16 protein-coding genes, 1 rRNA gene and 1 riboswitch are annotated in these 16,348 nt (G+C 39.5%); of the genes, 16 read left to right on the forward strand and 1 reads right to left on the reverse strand.

Features of this window, described 5'->3' with window-relative positions; all coding sequences use genetic code 11:
* Positions 1-135: 135 nt before the first annotated feature.
* From rrf to purD, 14 genes are all read left to right on the forward strand, one after another.
* Positions 136-251: ribosomal RNA gene (gene rrf, locus ACFX4N_RS24810) — 5S ribosomal RNA — on the forward strand.
* 166 nt (positions 252-417) lie between these two features.
* The gene (locus ACFX4N_RS24815; RefSeq protein WP_057240125.1) at positions 418-618 is read left to right on the forward strand and encodes an NETI motif-containing protein; all 201 of its coding nucleotides are present in this window, start codon (positions 418-420) and stop codon (positions 616-618) included.
* An 84-nt stretch (positions 619-702) separates the two neighbouring features.
* A riboswitch (purine riboswitch) is annotated at positions 703-804 on the forward strand.
* A 128-nt stretch (positions 805-932) separates the two neighbouring features.
* Positions 933-1,421 (forward strand): 5-(carboxyamino)imidazole ribonucleotide mutase, encoded by a 489-nt coding sequence (gene purE / locus ACFX4N_RS24820; protein ID WP_013055034.1) that lies wholly within the window; start codon positions 933-935, stop codon positions 1,419-1,421.
* On the forward strand, positions 1,414-2,559 hold the full coding sequence (gene purK, locus ACFX4N_RS24825; protein ID WP_013081438.1) for a 5-(carboxyamino)imidazole ribonucleotide synthase: 1,146 nt from the start codon (positions 1,414-1,416) through the stop codon (positions 2,557-2,559). Before purE ends, purK begins: the two co-directional genes overlap by 8 nt.
* Positions 2,556-3,848, forward strand: a complete 1,293-nt coding sequence (gene purB / locus ACFX4N_RS24830) for an adenylosuccinate lyase (RefSeq protein WP_013055036.1) — start codon at positions 2,556-2,558, stop codon at positions 3,846-3,848. The genes purK and purB overlap by 4 nt, the downstream gene beginning before the upstream one ends.
* Before the next feature lie 74 nt (positions 3,849-3,922).
* Positions 3,923-4,630 (forward strand): phosphoribosylaminoimidazolesuccinocarboxamide synthase, encoded by a 708-nt coding sequence (gene purC, locus ACFX4N_RS24835; RefSeq protein WP_013055037.1) that lies wholly within the window; start codon positions 3,923-3,925, stop codon positions 4,628-4,630.
* 7 nt (positions 4,631-4,637) lie between these two features.
* Entirely contained in the window at positions 4,638-4,889 is a 252-nt protein-coding gene (purS, locus tag ACFX4N_RS24840) for a phosphoribosylformylglycinamidine synthase subunit PurS (protein WP_013055038.1), read from the forward strand.
* Entirely contained in the window at positions 4,886-5,572 is a 687-nt protein-coding gene (gene purQ / locus ACFX4N_RS24845) for a phosphoribosylformylglycinamidine synthase subunit PurQ (RefSeq protein ID WP_013055039.1), read from the forward strand. The genes purS and purQ overlap by 4 nt, the downstream gene beginning before the upstream one ends.
* Positions 5,556-7,787: a phosphoribosylformylglycinamidine synthase subunit PurL gene (purL, locus tag ACFX4N_RS24850; RefSeq protein WP_328143162.1), complete on the forward strand. Its 2,232-nt coding sequence runs from the start codon at positions 5,556-5,558 to the stop codon at positions 7,785-7,787. The genes purQ and purL overlap by 17 nt, the downstream gene beginning before the upstream one ends.
* Positions 7,763-9,178, forward strand: a complete 1,416-nt coding sequence (gene purF, locus ACFX4N_RS24855) for an amidophosphoribosyltransferase (RefSeq protein WP_013055041.1) — start codon at positions 7,763-7,765, stop codon at positions 9,176-9,178. The genes purL and purF overlap by 25 nt, the downstream gene beginning before the upstream one ends.
* A 26-nt stretch (positions 9,179-9,204) precedes the next feature.
* Positions 9,205-10,242, forward strand: a complete 1,038-nt coding sequence (gene purM, locus ACFX4N_RS24860; protein WP_013055042.1) for a phosphoribosylformylglycinamidine cyclo-ligase — start codon at positions 9,205-9,207, stop codon at positions 10,240-10,242.
* Positions 10,239-10,817: a phosphoribosylglycinamide formyltransferase gene (gene purN, locus ACFX4N_RS24865; RefSeq protein ID WP_013055043.1), complete on the forward strand. Its 579-nt coding sequence runs from the start codon at positions 10,239-10,241 to the stop codon at positions 10,815-10,817. Before purM ends, purN begins: the two co-directional genes overlap by 4 nt.
* Positions 10,818-10,920: 103 nt before the next feature.
* Positions 10,921-12,459: a bifunctional phosphoribosylaminoimidazolecarboxamide formyltransferase/IMP cyclohydrolase gene (gene purH, locus ACFX4N_RS24870; RefSeq protein ID WP_013081443.1), complete on the forward strand. Its 1,539-nt coding sequence runs from the start codon at positions 10,921-10,923 to the stop codon at positions 12,457-12,459.
* Between the two features lie 13 nt (positions 12,460-12,472).
* Positions 12,473-13,747 (forward strand): phosphoribosylamine--glycine ligase, encoded by a 1,275-nt coding sequence (gene purD / locus ACFX4N_RS24875; protein ID WP_013055045.1) that lies wholly within the window; start codon positions 12,473-12,475, stop codon positions 13,745-13,747.
* A 30-nt stretch (positions 13,748-13,777) separates the two neighbouring features.
* Here purD and ACFX4N_RS24880 read toward each other — a convergent pair whose 3' ends face one another.
* A complete protein-coding gene (locus ACFX4N_RS24880) occupies positions 13,778-14,035 on the reverse strand; it encodes a YgaP family membrane protein (RefSeq protein WP_057275203.1) in 258 nt (85 codons plus the stop codon).
* Positions 14,036-14,137: 102 nt separating this feature from the next.
* Between ACFX4N_RS24880 and ACFX4N_RS24885 the strand changes: the two genes are divergently transcribed.
* Positions 14,138-15,886 (forward strand): adenine deaminase C-terminal domain-containing protein, encoded by a 1,749-nt coding sequence (locus tag ACFX4N_RS24885; RefSeq protein ID WP_013055047.1) that lies wholly within the window; start codon positions 14,138-14,140, stop codon positions 15,884-15,886.
* A gap of 147 nt (positions 15,887-16,033) precedes the next feature.
* The gene (locus ACFX4N_RS24890) at positions 16,034-16,339 is read left to right on the forward strand and encodes a YerC/YecD family TrpR-related protein (RefSeq protein ID WP_013055048.1); all 306 of its coding nucleotides are present in this window, start codon (positions 16,034-16,036) and stop codon (positions 16,337-16,339) included.
* Positions 16,340-16,348 lie beyond the last annotated feature (9 nt).

Consider the following 16,348-nt stretch of genomic DNA (forward strand, 5'->3'; position numbering starts at 1 on the left):
TTGATAGGTCAGAGGTGGAAGCGTGGCGACATGTGTAGCTGACTGATACTAATCGATCGAGGACTTAACCAAACTTTTAAAAGCGTAAGCTTTACTCAGCAAACTGTTACCTAGTTTTGAGAGAACAATCTCTTGTCTGGTGGCGATAGCGAAGAGGTCACACCCGTTCCCATACCGAACACGGAAGTTAAGCTCTTTAGCGCCAATGGTAGTTGGGACTTTGTCCCTGTGAGAGTAGGACGTTGCCAGGCCAATAAAAAGACTAGTCATTCAATGACTAGTCTTTTTTGTTTCTAAAAATTACAGCGTGAATTTAACTTTTAAATTATGTTACACTATAGTGGATTCATTTAATTTTTTATTATAAAAGTTCTTTTTGACGTTGTAAGAAACTTCTTTCGAACTGGAGGCTGCATTTTGGGTAAGAAATCAAAAAAAGTACTATACGAATTACAGGAAAATGAAACAATCGCAAGTTGTTTAGATCGGATGAAAAAAGACGGGTATATGCCCGTTCGACGTATGGAAAAGCCTATCTTTGAAGAAAAAGAAATAAATGGTAAAAAAGAGTACGTTCCAGTAAGACAACAGATTGTTTTCGAGGGCAAAAGTCTCTAAATACGAACATTTTAATGATAAAAATAGTAAACATTCGATTTTTGGGTTGACTTTTTTCTGGTTTGGCTGTTATTATTAAGTTGTCAATTGAGATATCCGAAACCTCATATAATAGTGGGAATATGGCCCACGAGTTTCTACCCGATGACCGTAAATCATTGGACTATGAGGAGAGTACAATTACTAAATAGGTAAACAAGATTCCTTTTCAAAAGGAATGTTGATACATGAAACCTAGGGTAGTTGTGGCTTTCCTTTAGTGAGCCATAACGTACCCTAGGTTTTTTTATAACGTGAAAAAGGAGCTTTTATTCATGAATGTAAAAGTTGCTGTTGTAATGGGCAGTCAGTCAGACTGGAGCACTATGAAATATGCGTGTGACATTTTAGATGAATTAAATATTGAATATGAAAAGAAAGTTGTATCAGCACATCGAACGCCGGATTATATGTTTGAGTACGCTGAAACTGCTAAAGAACGAGGGATTAAAGTTATTATTGCTGGCGCTGGTGGCGCTGCTCACTTACCTGGTATGATTGCTGCAAAAACAATTTTACCTGTAATAGGTGTACCGGTTAAATCAAGTAACTTAAACGGTTTAGATTCACTTTTATCGATTGTTCAAATGCCAGGCGGCGTACCGGTAGCTACAGTAGCTATTGGAAAAGCTGGTTCTACGAACGCTGGCCTGCTAGCAGCACAAATCTTAGCAACACAGGATCCCACGTTAAGTGATCAACTTGAAAATCGTAGAGAGTCTATTAAATCATCCGTGTTAGAAAGTAGTGATCAACTTGTCTAATTTACTTATACCTCCTGGTAAAACAATTGGAATCGTAGGCGGTGGACAGCTAGGAAGAATGATTGCACTATCTGCTAAAGAAATGGGTTATTACATTGCAGTGCTTGAACCAACAGAAGATTCTCCTTGCGGTCAAGTAGCAGATATTAAAGTCATTGGCAACTATGATGATAGAAAAGCGGTTGAACAGCTTGCTGAAGTGTCAGATGTCATCACCTATGAATTTGAAAACGTTGATGTTGAGATGATGAAATGGCTAGAAACAAAATGCTACGTGCCACAAGGCAGTCATTTACTAGCCGTTACACAAAATCGTCGTTTAGAAAAAGAAATGATTACAAAGCTTAATCTAGACGTTCCTGATTACGCAATCGTTACGACTGAAGAAGAACTTTTAAAAGCTGTCGAAACAATTGGTTATCCATGTGTCGTAAAAACTTGCCGAGGCGGATATGACGGTAAAGGGCAAGTTCTAGTGAAAAATGAGAATAATATTCGTGAAGCAGCTGAGCTATTAGCACAGTCGGAATGCATTGTAGAACAGTGGATGAACTTAGATAAAGAAGTATCAGTTATTGTACACCGCAATGCAAAAGGCGAAACGGTATGTTTACCAGTAGCTGAGAACATTCATAAGCATCATATTTTGCACCAAACGATTGTTCCGGCACGTATTACAGCAGATCAAGAAGCGAAAGCTCTTCAATATGCGCAAGAAATAGCAAAAGGATTAGATTTAGTTGGTACATTAGCAGTTGAGATGTTCTTAACTGAAGAAGGTCAGCTTTATATAAATGAAATGGCACCTAGACCTCATAATTCAGGTCATTATTCAATCAATGCTTGTGATCTTTCTCAATTTCAGCAGCATGTAAGAGCCATTTGTAACTGGACCCTAGCACAGCCGACTTTATTAAAACCTGCTGTTATGGTTAATCTATTAGGGGAACATATTGAGAACACAATGGCAAAAATCGAATGTTTAGATGATATGCACTTGCATTTGTACGGAAAAAAAGTTGCAAAAGAGAAGAGAAAAATGGGACATATCACGGTATTAGCTGATAAGATAGATGAGGCGATAGAAAAAGCCGAATCTCTAGGAATTTGGGAAAGAACGGAGGAAGTAACAACATGATTGAACGTTATACAAGACCAGAAATGGCAGCTATTTGGACAGAAGAAAATAAATTTAAAGCTTGGTTAGAAGTTGAAATTCTAGCTTGCGAAGCATGGTCAGAATTAGGACATATTCCGAAAGAAGATGTGAAGTTAATTCGTCAAAATGCATCTTTTGATATTAACCGCATCAATGAAATTGAACTAGAAACGCGTCATGACGTAGTAGCTTTCACTCGTGCAGTATCTGAAACGCTTGGTGAAGAGCGCAAGTGGGTACACTACGGTTTGACTTCAACTGACGTAGTTGATACAGCTCTATCTTATTTATTAAAGCAAGCTAATGAAATCTTGCTAAGTGACGTAGAGCGCTTTGTAGAAGTACTAAAGGAAAAAGCTCAAGAACATAAGTATACGGTTATGATGGGACGTACGCACGGTGTACACGCTGAGCCAACGACATTTGGTTTGAAAATGGGATTATGGTACGAAGAAATGAAGCGTAACCTAGAGCGTTTAAAACGTGCAGCAGCTGAAGTGGAATTCGGTAAAATGTCAGGAGCAGTTGGAACGTTCGCTAATATCGATCCTTTCGTTGAAAAATACGTATGTGAGAAGTTAGGAATTTCACCAGCACCAATCTCTACGCAAACATTACAGCGTGACCGTCATGCACACTATATGTCAGTACTAGCGTTAATTGCGACATCTATTGAGAAATTTGCAGTAGAAGTTCGCGGTCTTCAAAAGAGTGAAACACGTGAGGTTGAAGAGTACTTTGCAAAAGGTCAAAAAGGATCATCTGCAATGCCTCATAAACGTAATCCAATCGGTTCTGAGAACGTAACGGGACTTGCTCGCTTAATTCGCGGCTATATGGTTACAGCTTATGATAATGTACCGCTTTGGCATGAGCGTGACATCTCTCATTCATCGGCAGAGCGTGTCATCTTACCTGATGCAACGATTGCTTTAAATTACATGTTAAATCGTTTTGCAAACATTGTTAAAAACTTAACAGTATTCCCTGACAACATGAAGCGCAACATGGATCGTACACTAGGATTAATTTACTCACAGCGTGTACTGTTAACACTAATCAATAAAGGCATGGTACGCGAAGAAGCATACGACTTAGTACAGCCAAAAGCAATGGAAGCATGGGAAACGCAAGTTCCTTTCCGTTCTTTAATTGAAGGCGAAGAACGCATTACTCGCCACTTATCACCAGAAGAGATTGAAGATTGTTTCGATCATAAGCACCATTTAAAAAATGTAGATATGATTTTTGAACGTTTAGGTCTTTAATAAAAAAGGCAAGGCACGTCCTTGCCTTTATCTAAGAAAGTGTATCTGAATATTCTGTATGTAGAGGTGACAGCATGGAAAAGCAAGAGTTACTTTATGAAGGAAAAGCGAAAAAGATTTACGCTACTGATGAGCAAGATGTATTGTGGGTTGCTTATAAAAATGAAGCTACAGCATTCAACGGTCAGAAAAAAGCGGAGATTAGCGGAAAAGCACAGTTGAACAATCAAATTAGTAGTTTACTATTTTCAATGTTACATGAGCAAGGGATTACAACTCACTTTGTGAAGCAGCTTTCAGATCATGAACAAGCGGTTAAGAAAGTAGAAATTGTCCCGCTTGAAGTTGTTGTACGAAATGCTACAGCAGGAAGCCTTGCGAAGCGAATTGGCGTAGAAGAAGGTATTCGTTTTGAACAGCCAATCGTTGAACTTTACTACAAAGATGATGCGCTTGGTGATCCATTAATTCTTGCAGAACATGCGATTTTCCTTAAAGCTGCAACTCAAGAAGAGATTGATAGTTTAAAGGCACAAGCACTTCAAATCAACGAAATATTATCGAAATTTTTCAAAGATAAAGATATTTTCTTAGTGGATTTTAAATTAGAATTCGGCCGTACTTCTCAAGGCGACATTATTTTAGCGGATGAAATTTCACCTGACACTTGCCGCTTCTGGGATGTTCATACGAACGAAAAATTAGATAAAGATGTATTCCGCAGAGATTTAGGCGGTTTAACAGAAGCATACGAAAAAATCTTACAGCGAATCGGAGGATAACCCAACCATGTATAAAGTAAAAGTATTTGTCACATTAAGAGAAAGTGTATTAGACCCTCAAGGAGTAGCCGTTAAAAATTCATTGCACCGTATGTCTTATGAAGAAGTAGAAGAAGTACGCATCGGTAAATTTTTAGAGCTAACAATCGACAGCACAGATTCATTAGATGAACGCGTAAAAGAAATGTGTGAAAAGCTTTTAGTTAATACAGTAATTGAAGATTACCGTTACGAGGTTGAGGAGGTTGTCGTACAGTGAAATTTGCTGTAATTGTTTTTCCAGGATCAAACTGTGACGTCGATATGTATCATGCTATCAAAGATGAGCTTGGTGAAGAAGTAGATTACGTTTGGCACGATACAGAATCATTAGATCAATATGATGGTATCTTGCTTCCGGGTGGTTTCTCATATGGAGATTACCTTCGTTCAGGTGCTATCGCTCGCTTCTCAAATGTAATGGACGCTGTAAAAAAAGCAGCAAGCCAAGGAAAGCCAGTACTAGGTGTATGTAATGGATTCCAAATTTTATTAGAAGCAGGATTACTGCCAGGTGCTATGCGCCGTAATGAAAACTTAAAATTCATCTGTAAAACAGTGAATTTGAAAGTAGCTAATAACGAAACAATGTTTACAAATGCTTATGGCAAAGATGAAGTAATTGCTATTCCAGTGGCACACGGTGAAGGCAACTACTATTGTGATGAACACACGTTACAAAAATTGATTGAAAACAACCAGATTCTTTTCCAATACGCAGGTGATAATCCAAACGGAAGTCTTCAAGATATTGCAGGGATTACGAACGAAACAGGCAACGTATTAGGAATGATGCCTCACCCAGAAAGAGCGGTAAGCGATCTTTTAGGAAGCGCGGACGGACTTAAATTATTTCAATCAATCGTAAAGCAGTGGAGGGAACAAAATGTCGTTACTTCTTGAACCAAATGTAGAGCAAATTAAAGAACAAAAGTTATATCGAGACATGGGATTAACAGACGAAGAGTTTGCGAATGTAGAGCAACTGCTTGGTCGTACTCCTAATTATACAGAAACAGGCTTATTCTCTGTTATGTGGTCAGAGCACTGCAGTTATAAAAACTCTAAGCCTGTACTGAAAAAATTCCCTATCACGGGTGAAAAAGTATTACAAGGTCCTGGTGAAGGAGCTGGTATCGTTGATATTGGTGACAACCAAGCCGTTGTATTTAAAATCGAAAGTCATAACCATCCATCAGCGATTGAACCTTATCAAGGAGCAGCAACTGGTGTAGGTGGTATCATTCGTGACGTCTTTTCAATGGGAGCAAGACCGATTGCACTTTTAAACTCTTTGCGTTTTGGTGAATTAACTTCTCCAAAGGTTCGTCATTTGTTTGAGGAAGTAGTAGCGGGAATCGCAGGTTACGGTAACTGTGTAGGAATCCCAACAGTAGGCGGAGAAATTCAGTTTGAAGCTTCATATGAAGGAAATCCGCTTGTTAACGCTATGTGTGTGGGTTTAATTAATCACGAAGACATTCAAAAAGGTCAAGCTAAAGGCGTTGGCAACACGGTTATGTACGTAGGAGCAAAAACGGGCCGCGACGGTATTCACGGGGCAACATTCGCTTCTGAAGAACTATCTGATCAGTCAGATGAAAAGCGTCCTGCTGTACAAGTAGGAGATCCATTTATGGAAAAACTTCTTCTTGAAGCTTGCTTAGAACTTATCAAGTGTGACGCTTTAGTCGGTATTCAAGATATGGGTGCTGCGGGCTTAACAAGTTCTTCAGCAGAGATGGCAAGTAAAGCAGGTTCTGGTATTGAAATGAACCTTGATCTTGTACCTCAGCGTGAAACAGGTATGACACCATATGAAATGATGCTTTCAGAATCTCAAGAGCGCATGCTCATCGTTGTTGAAAAAGGCCGTGAAAATGAAATCGTAGAAATCGTAGAAAAATACGGATTAGAAGCTGTTTCAGTCGGTCACGTAACCGACGATAAGCGCCTTCGTTTAACTCATAACGGAGAAGTAGTCGCAGATGTTCCTGTAGATGCATTAGCAGAAGATGCACCGGTGTACCACAAGCCATCTCAAGAACCAGCATACTATCGTGAGTTCCAAGAGCAATCAGCATATGCTCCTACTGTTGAAAATCACAGTGATATGTTAGTAACACTTTTAAAACAGCCTACTATTGCAAACAAAGAGTGGGTTTACAACCAATATGACTATCAAGTACGTACAAACACAGTTGTATCTCCTGGATCTGACGCGGCGGTTGTTCGTGTACGTGATACAAATAAAGCATTAGCGATGACAACAGACTGTAACTCTCGCTATTTATACCTAGACCCAGAAGTAGGCGGCCGTATTGCAGTAGCAGAAGCTGCTCGTAACCTTGTATGTTCAGGTGCACAGCCTCTTGCAATTACAGACTGCTTAAACTTCGGTAACCCTGAAAAACCAGAAATCTTCTGGCAAATTGAAAAAGCAACAGACGGTATGAGCGACGCTTGCCGTGAGCTATCGACTCCGGTTATCGGCGGTAACGTATCTCTTTACAATGAAACAAAAGGTGAAGCAATTTACCCAACTCCTGTTATCGGAATGGTTGGTTTGATCGACGATATCAACCATATTACAACTCAATATGCGAAGCAAAAAGATGACTTAATCTATGTTATTGGTAAAGCTGAAGCAGAATTCGCAGGTACTGAGCTTCAAAAAGTACTAGAAAACGGTACGGTATTTGGGCATTCACCTAAATTAGATTTAGCAGTTGAAAAAACACGTCAAGATCAGCTTCTTCAAGCAATTCGTGAAGGTGCAGTTCAATCTGCTCACGATATTGCAGAAGGAGGATTCGCGGTAGCCCTAGCTGAAAAAGTGATGAACGGCAGCGGATTAGGTGTGGACGTAACGGTAGACGGCGAAGCAACAGCAGAGCTATTCAGTGAAACACAATCACGTTTTATCGTAACGGTTGCTCCAGAGAATAAAGAAAAATTCGAAATGCTTGTACAAGATGTAACATTAGTAGGACGCGTAACAGAAGACGCAACATTAACTGTTAAACATCAAGAAAATGTTCTTGTTCAATTATCAGTTGAAGAATTAACTACTGCTTGGAAAGGAGCGCTTCCATGCTTGCTGAAATCAAAGGCTTAAACGAAGAATGTGGCGTATTCGGTGTATGGGGACATGAAAATGCAAGCCAGATTGCTTATTACGGTTTGCATAGCTTGCAGCACCGCGGACAAGAAGGCGCTGGTATTGCTGTAACAGACGGAGAAAAAGTGACAGTAATGAAAGGCGTCGGTCTTGTTAACGAAGTATTTGGCCACGGAGAGTTAGAGCAACTAAACGGTAAAGCAGCAATTGGACACGTTCGTTATGCAACAGCTGGAGGCGGAGGGTTTGAAAATGTTCAACCCCTTCACTTCCGCTCTCATAGCGGAAGCCTTGCGTTAGCTCATAATGGAAACTTGGTTAATGCAAATGCATTAAAGCATCAGCTGGAAAACCAAGGGAGTATTTTTCAATCAACATCGGATACAGAAGTACTGGCTCACTTAATTAAACGAAGCGGCTATGAAGATATGAAAGATAAAGTAAAAAATGCTTTATCAATGGTTAAAGGCGCATACGCATTCGTTATCTTAACAGAAGATACGATGATGGTTGCACTTGACCCTCACGGATTGCGTCCGCTATCAATTGGACGATTAGGTGATGCTTATGTAGTAGCTTCTGAAACATGTGCATTTGATATTGTTGGAGCAGTTCATGAGCGTGATGTAGAGCCGGGTGAATTACTCATTATTAACGATGAAGGTATTCAATCAGAACGTTTCACATTAAACGTAAACCGCGCAATTTGCAGTATGGAATATATTTATTTCTCAAGACCAGATAGTAATATTGATGGAATCAATGTCCACTCTGCACGTAAAAATTTGGGGAAACAACTTGCAGTTGAGTCACCAATTGAAGCAGACGTTGTAACAGGCGTTCCAGATTCAAGTATTTCAGCAGCGATCGGTTTTGCAGAACAGTCAGGTATCCCATACGAATTAGGTTTAATTAAGAATCGATACGTAGGCCGTACATTCATTCAGCCTTCACAGGAACTGCGTGAACAAGGTGTAAAAATGAAGCTGTCTCCAGTACGTAAAATTGTAGAGGGTAAACGTGTTGTTATGGTAGATGATTCTATCGTTCGCGGCACAACAAGCCGTCGCATTGTTCGTATGCTTCGAGAAGCAGGAGCAACTGAAGTACATGTACGCATCAGTTCACCACCTATTAAAAATCCATGTTTTTATGGAATTGACACGTCGTCATCTTCTGAGCTAATTGCTGCTACGCGCTCTGTTGAAGAAATTCGTGAATTAATTGAAGCTGATTCACTTGTTTTCTTAAGCAACGAAGGATTAGTAGATGCAATCGGCAGACAGTATGAAGGCAACGGCGGACAGTGTATGGCATGTTTCACTGGAAAGTATCCAACTGAAATTTATCCAGATACTGTACACCCTCATGAAAAGGTAACTTGTTAGTTTTAACGTAAAAAAGGAGTGACAACATGTCATATTCATATAAACAAGCTGGAGTTGACTTAGAAGCAGGATATGAAGCTGTTTCACGTATTAAAAAGCACGTAGAACGAACTGCTCGTGCAGGTATTATGGGAACAGTCGGCGGCTTTGGCGGAATGTTCGATTTATCTACATTGAATTTAAAAGAACCTGTTCTTGTTTCTGGTACAGATGGAGTAGGAACAAAATTGAAGCTTGCTTTTCAAATGGATAAGCATGACACAATTGGTGTGGATGCAGTTGCCATGTGTGTAAACGACGTGTTAGCACAAGGAGCAGAGCCTCTTTACTTCTTAGATTATATTGCTTGCGGGAAAGCAGTTCCTGAAAAAATTGAATCGATTGTAAAAGGAATTGCAGACGGCTGTGAACAATCCAACTGTGCGTTAATTGGCGGAGAAACAGCTGAAATGCCAGGTTTGTACGAAGAAGATGAATATGATCTTGCTGGGTTTACAGTAGGAGCAGTAGAAAAGTCAGAAATTATTACTGGAGATGAGATTGAAGCTGGTCAGCTGTTGATCGGTATTTCATCTAGCGGTATTCACAGCAACGGCTACTCTCTTGTACGTAAAATTGTTGATGATCAAGGATTAAATCTTCACGAAACTTACTCTGGTTTTAATGAAAAGCTTGGAGTTGAGTTATTAACACCAACAAAAATATACGTGAAGCCGGTCCTAAAAGCATTACATGCAGCTAAGATTGCAGGTATGGCTCATATTACTGGAGGCGGATTTGTTGAAAATATCCCTCGTATGCTTCCTGAAGGTTTAGGTGTAGAAATCGATTACGGTTCTTGGCCAATTCCATACGTGTTTGATTTCCTTGAAGAGCAAGGCAAGCTGGACCGTAAAGAAATGTTTGAAGTATTCAACATGGGAATCGGATTTGTTTTGGCTGTTGAACCTGAAGATATGAATAAAGTCATTGAAGCAATTGAAAACGAAGGCGAAAAAGCATTTGTTATCGGACGTGTAAAAGAAGGAACAGGTGTTGAATTTGCTGGAGGGACGTTTGCATGATAAATATTGCAGTGTTTGCTTCTGGAAACGGCAGTAACTTTCAATCCATCTACGAAGCAACTCAGTCAGGTCGATTAAAAGCAAATATTGCGCTTGTTGTTTGTAATAAACCGGATGCATACGTAATTGAACGAGCAAAAGCATGTGGAATACCATGCTTTGTTTGTTCGCCTAAAAACTATGAAAATAAAGAAGCGTACGAGGAAGCAATTCTTGCAGAGCTTACATCAGCTAAAGTAGAATTTCTTGTTTTAGCAGGATATATGCGATTAGTTGGTTCGACGTTGCTTAAGCCATACAAAAATCGTATTGTTAATATTCATCCGTCGCTTTTACCTGCATTTCCTGGGATTGATGCTATTGGTCAGGCTTTTGATGCAGGAGTAAAAGTGATTGGAATTACCGTGCATTTTGTAGATGAAGGAATGGATACAGGACCAATTATTGATCAGCAGGCTATTCGCATTGAAAAAGGCGATACAAGAGAAACAGTTGAGGCCCATATTCATGAAATTGAACATCAATTTTACCCCGCGGTACTAAATGAATTATTTGAACAAGCCGCAGTTAAATAAATAGGATGTAACCTTGTCAAAAAAGTTTTAATCCTTTACTATGGTAGAGTAGTAGTGAAAGAAAGATTTTAAATGAGAGATCGGATCAGGAGGAGTTTACAAAATGACAGCAAAACGCGCACTTATTAGCGTATCTGATAAAGAAGGTATTGTTTCATTTGCACAAGAATTAAAGGACTTAGGAGTAGAAATTATTTCAACTGGCGGTACAAAGCGTACTCTAGAAGAAAACGGTATTGACGTTATCGGAATTTCTGAAGTAACTGATTTCCCAGAAATTTTAGACGGCCGTTTAAAAACATTGCATCCTAACGTTCACGGTGCTTTATTAGCGTTACGCGATAATGAAGAGCATCAAGCACAAATGAAAGAGCATAATATCTCGCCAATCGACTTTGTAGTTGTAAACTTATATCCATTTAAAAAGACAATTGAAAAAGAGGATGTAACGCTTGCTGAAGCGATTGAGAATATTGACATCGGTGGACCTACAATGCTTCGTTCAGCTGCGAAAAACTATCGTTCTGTCTCAGTTGTAGTAGATCCAAGCGATTACGCAACCGTAGTAGAAGAGTTAAAAGCTGATGGCAATGTTTCATTTGAAACCAATCAACGATTAGCAGCAAAAGTATTCCGTCATACGGCAGCTTATGATGCATTAATCGCTGAATACTTAACAAACATTACAGGTGAAACAACTCCTGAGAAATTAACAGTAACGTATGAGCGTGTTCAAGGCTTACGATACGGAGAAAATCCTCACCAACAAGCTTCTTTCTATAAAAAGCCGTTAACACAAAAAGGTTCTATTGCAACAGCTACGCAGCTGCATGGAAAAGAGTTATCATACAATAATATCAACGATGCAAATGCAGCTCTTCAAATCGTAAAAGAATTCAAAGAGCCGGCTATCGTAGCGATCAAACATATGAATCCTTGCGGTGTAGGTGTGGGTGAAACAATTGCTCAAGCTTATCAAAAAGCATACGAAGCGGATCCTACATCTATCTTTGGCGGTATCGTAGCAGCTAACCGTCCTATCGACCGTGAAACGGCTATTCAGTTAAAAGAAATTTTCTTAGAAATCATCATTGCTCCTGCGTTCGATCAAGAAGCATTAGATGTATTAACAGCTAAGAAAAACCTTCGTTTACTAACGATAGAGCTTGATGAAAAAGCAGAAAAAGAAGCTTTCTTAACATCTGTAAAAGGCGGCGTGCTTGTTCAGGATGAAGATGTGTTCGGATTTGATGATGCAACGATTACTGTTCCAACGAAACGCGAGCCAACAGAAAAAGAGTGGGCAGATTTAAAATTAGCATGGAAAGTTGTTAAAAATGTTAAGTCTAATGCTATTGTACTTGCAAAAGATGACATGACAATCGGCGTAGGGGCTGGTCAAATGAATCGCGTAGGCGCTGCAAAAATTGCGATTGAACAAGCTGGTGAAAAAGCACAAGGTTCAGCTTTAGGTTCAGATGCGTTCTTCCCAATGGGTGATACAGTAGAAGCAGCAGCTAAAGCAGGAATCACAGCTATTATTCAGCCAGGCGGATCAATTCGTGATGAAGAGTCAATTGCAAAAGCAGATGAATACGGCATTGCAATGGTATTTACAGGCGTAAGACATTTTAAACATTAATGAGGTGAAGAACGTGAATGTTTTAGTTATTGGAAAAGGCGGAAGAGAGCATACAATTGCATGGAAAGCTTCAAAAAGTCCACTTGTTAACGAAGTGTTTGTAGCACCAGGAAATCCGGGCATGAGAGATGTGGCAACGATTGTACCAATCGATGAAAGCAGCCAAGAAGAGCTTGTGCTATTTGCAAAAGAAAACAAGATTGGATTAACAATTGTTGGACCAGAAAATCCGCTAATTGAAGGCATTGTTGATCGATTTGAACAAGAAGGTCTTCCAGTCTTTGGACCGCGCAAACAAGCAGCGATGATTGAAGGAAGCAAAAGCTTTGCAAAAGAGCTCATGAAAAAGTATGATATTCCAACCGCAGCGTATGAAACATTTACGTCTTACGAGGAAGCAAAAGCATATGTGGAAAAGCAAGGCGCTCCAATTGTTATTAAAGCAGACGGCTTAGCGGCTGGTAAAGGTGTAACTGTTGCTTTAACAGTGGAAGAAGCTGTAGATACATTACGTGATTTTCTAGTTGACCAAAAATTTAAAGAAGCAAGTGCAAAAGTAGTTGTAGAAGAATTTTTGGATGGTGAAGAATTTTCATTAATGGCATTTGTACGCGGTACAAATGTATATCCAATGGTAATTGCACAAGATCATAAGCGTGCTTTTGACGGCGATCAAGGTCCGAATACAGGAGGCATGGGAGCTTACTCTCCTGTTCCGCAAATCAGTGATGCAGAAGTACAAGAGGCTGTAGAAAACATCTTACTTCCAATGGCTAAAGGATTAGCTGAAGAAGGCTGTGAGTATACAGGAATTCTATATGCTGGTCTGATTCAAACACAAAAAGGACCAAAAGTTATTGAATTTAATGCGCGTTTTGGAGATCCTGAAACACAGGTTGTACTGCCGCGTATGAAAAGCGATTTAGTCGATGTGCTTCTTCGCATTTTGAAAGAAGAAAAAGTAGAAATTGAATGGGATGATGAAGCGGCTATCGGAATCGTATTAGCAGCAGCAGGCTACCCAGAAGATTATCAAAAGGGTGCGCCAATTAACGGATTGGATGCGATTAGTGAAGACGCGCTTGTTTTCCACGCTGGTACAGCTTTAGAAAACGACACATACGTTTCAAACGGCGGCCGTGTTCTATTAGTAGGTGCTAAAGGAGCAACTCTTCAAGAAGCGCAGCAAGAAGTATACAAACAAATGGCTCATATCGATTTAGAAAAAGGCTTTTTCTACCGCAAAGACATCGGCCATCGTGCATTAACAAAAGCAGCTTTAAAATAAAAAAGGAGAGCTTAGGCTCTCCTTTTTACCTTACGAAGGATTATACGTTTCTTCATTTCCATTTGGATGGTGTTCATGTTCATCGTGTTTTTGACATGAATCATAAGCGTACGTAAGGGGGCAAAAACGTGTGATGCCTTCTGCCGCTTTTAAAGCTCCCATTAACCCTAGGAAGATGTATGAATCTTTGTACGGTCTGCGAGATAAACGAGATGTTGTCCAAGAAAGAAGGGTAAAGCCCAGTGTAAGTCGAATTAATGCGTTAACAATGCCGATATTTGGTTTCATGTTTTATCACCTTTATTCATAAAATTAATAACAGTTTCTGAATGCGTTTACATCAAGGATGTGTTACGATAAAAATACATAGTAAATTAGGGGGAATTTAGCATGCCGGAACAAAGATACCGCTGGAAAAGCAAACATATTAGACAGCAGCTCTTAGTATTAAACGGTCAAAAAGCACCAACTATTGTCTTAAAAGATGCAACATATTTGAACGCTCGAATGAAGCAGTGGAAAAAAGCACATATTTGGGTTTACCAAGATCGTATTGTATACGTTGGCTCAGAGATGCCTAAGCACACAGACGCTTCTACAGAGATTATAGACTGCAGTGAGAAATATGTGGTTCCTGGATATATTGAGCCGCATGTTCACCCGTTTCAGTTATATAATCCCCAGACTTTTTCCCAATATGCAGCCAAGCACGGAACAACGACTTTATTTAATGATAATTTAATTCTCGCTTTACAGCTTGAACAAAAAACGGCATTTTCATTGATTGAAGAAATGAAAACGTTACCACAATCGCTGTACTGGTGGTGCAGATTTGATTCGCAGACGGAAATTGATGAAGAGGCTGACATCTTCTCACATACGAACATTACTTCTTGGCTACAAAATGAAGCTGTCTTACAAGGAGGCGAACTGACAAGTTGGCCGAAGCTTTTAGACGGGGATGATTTAATGCTTCACTGGGTTCAAGAGACAAAAAGGATGAGAAAGCATATTGAAGGACATTTCCCGGGGGCATCAGCATTTACCTTGGCAAAAATGAAATTACTAGGGGCAGACAGCGATCATGAGTCTATGACAGGGGAAGATGTTGTTGCTCGGTTAACGCAAGGCTATGACGTTGCTTTGCGCCACTCTTCAATTCGGCCAGATTTGCCAAAATTGCTACAGGAGTTAAAAGAGCTGCAGGTAGATTATTTTGACCATATTACGATGAATACAGACGGTTCTCCGCCTTCTTTTTACCAAAATGGCGTGTCAGATATGTTAATTACATTAGCTATTTCAGAAGGGGTTCCCGTGTTAGATGCTTATAATATGGTTTCTGTAAATATTGCTCGCTATTATAACATGGAACATTTGCACGGGCATGTAGCAACAGGCTGTGTGGCTAATATTAATATTTTAGAAGATCCTATGCGGCCTACTCCGGTCTCTGTACTAGCAAAAGGAAAGTGGATGAAAAAAGAAGGCAAAGAACAAGCATTAGCCTCAGTAGAATTTCCTTGGGGAAAGTTTGGTTTTTCACCGCTAGAGTTGGACTTTGATTTAACGATGGACGATTTTCAATTTTCCATGCCAGTAGGCGTAAAAATGAAAAATGCTGTTATTATGGAGCCGTATTCAATTCACTTGAATGTGAGCGGAGATGTATTAGCCTCTGATCATGATGAAAGTTTTTTAGTGCTGGTGGACCGAGAAGGCAAGTGGCGGATCAATACGCTGTTAAAAGGATTTGCGACAAATGTATCGGGACTGGCGAGTTCATTTTCAAATACAGGTGATTTTATTTTAATTGGAAAATCGAAAAAAGATATGATGTGTGCATTTAAACGTATGAAAGAAATTGGAGGCGGTATTGTCATTACCGAAGATGAGAAAGTAGTATACGAACTGGATCTTCCGTTAAAAGGAGTCATGTCGAATCTGCCGATGGAGGAGTTAAGTAAACGAGAGGTAGAACTCAAGAAAGTGCTGGGTGAGCGAGGATACAAACACGATGATCCTGTCTATTCACTGCTGTTCTTTTCGTCTACACATTTGCCTTATATTCGTATCACGCCAGTAGGAATTTATGATGTTATGAATAAAAAAGTACTTTTTCCGTCTATAATGCGTTAAAATATAAAAGTATCAAAGGAATTTGAAATTTGTATGAAATTGGCTGTCTTCATACAGAATGAATGTATGTGCAAATAAATATAGAAACTGTATTTTATAGATAGAAACAACCAGTAAAGAAAGCCAATGATAAAGGAGTTCGATACGATGCAAATCAACAAACTACGAGGAAAAGAATTAGATCAGCTATTTCAAGCGATTTTATCATTAGAAAACATTGAAGAATGCTATCAATTTTTTGATGACCTATGTACAGTTAATGAAATTCAATCATTAGCACAGCGCTTAGAAGTGGCAAGAATGCTAAGAGAAGGCAACACGTACCATAAAATTGAGACGGAAACTGGAGCAAGCACAGCAACTATTTCCCGTGTTAAACGCTGCTTGAATTATGGAAGCGATGCGTATCAAATGGTGTTAGAACGCCTTCAAGAAGATTCAAATCAAAAGTAAAGCGTATGG

It is taken from the genome of Priestia sp. YIM B13551 (genome assembly GCF_042787905.1).
Lineage (GTDB): Bacteria > Bacillota > Bacilli > Bacillales > Bacillaceae_H > Priestia.

Bases quoted from the DNA above. Each gene is read 5' to 3' on its own strand.
- purL (WP_328143162.1), top strand. From the start codon at position 5,556: ATGTCGTTACTTCTTGAACCAAATGTAGAGCAAATTAAAGAACAAAAG.
- purB (WP_013055036.1), top strand. From the start codon at position 2,556: ATGATTGAACGTTATACAAGACCAGAAATGGCAGCTATTTGGACAGAA.
- purH (WP_013081443.1), top strand. From the start codon at position 10,921: ATGACAGCAAAACGCGCACTTATTAGCGTATCTGATAAAGAAGGTATT.
- ACFX4N_RS24890 (WP_013055048.1), top strand. From the start codon at position 16,034: ATGCAAATCAACAAACTACGAGGAAAAGAATTAGATCAGCTATTTCAA.
- ACFX4N_RS24885 (WP_013055047.1), top strand. From the start codon at position 14,138: ATGCCGGAACAAAGATACCGCTGGAAAAGCAAACATATTAGACAGCAG.
- purC (WP_013055037.1), top strand. From the start codon at position 3,923: ATGGAAAAGCAAGAGTTACTTTATGAAGGAAAAGCGAAAAAGATTTAC.
- purS (WP_013055038.1), top strand. From the start codon at position 4,638: ATGTATAAAGTAAAAGTATTTGTCACATTAAGAGAAAGTGTATTAGAC.
- purF (WP_013055041.1), top strand. From the start codon at position 7,763: ATGCTTGCTGAAATCAAAGGCTTAAACGAAGAATGTGGCGTATTCGGT.
- purN (WP_013055043.1), top strand. From the start codon at position 10,239: ATGATAAATATTGCAGTGTTTGCTTCTGGAAACGGCAGTAACTTTCAA.
- ACFX4N_RS24880 (WP_057275203.1), bottom strand. From the start codon at position 14,035: ATGAAACCAAATATCGGCATTGTTAACGCATTAATTCGACTTACACTG.
- purE (WP_013055034.1), top strand. From the start codon at position 933: ATGAATGTAAAAGTTGCTGTTGTAATGGGCAGTCAGTCAGACTGGAGC.
- purM (WP_013055042.1), top strand. From the start codon at position 9,205: ATGTCATATTCATATAAACAAGCTGGAGTTGACTTAGAAGCAGGATAT.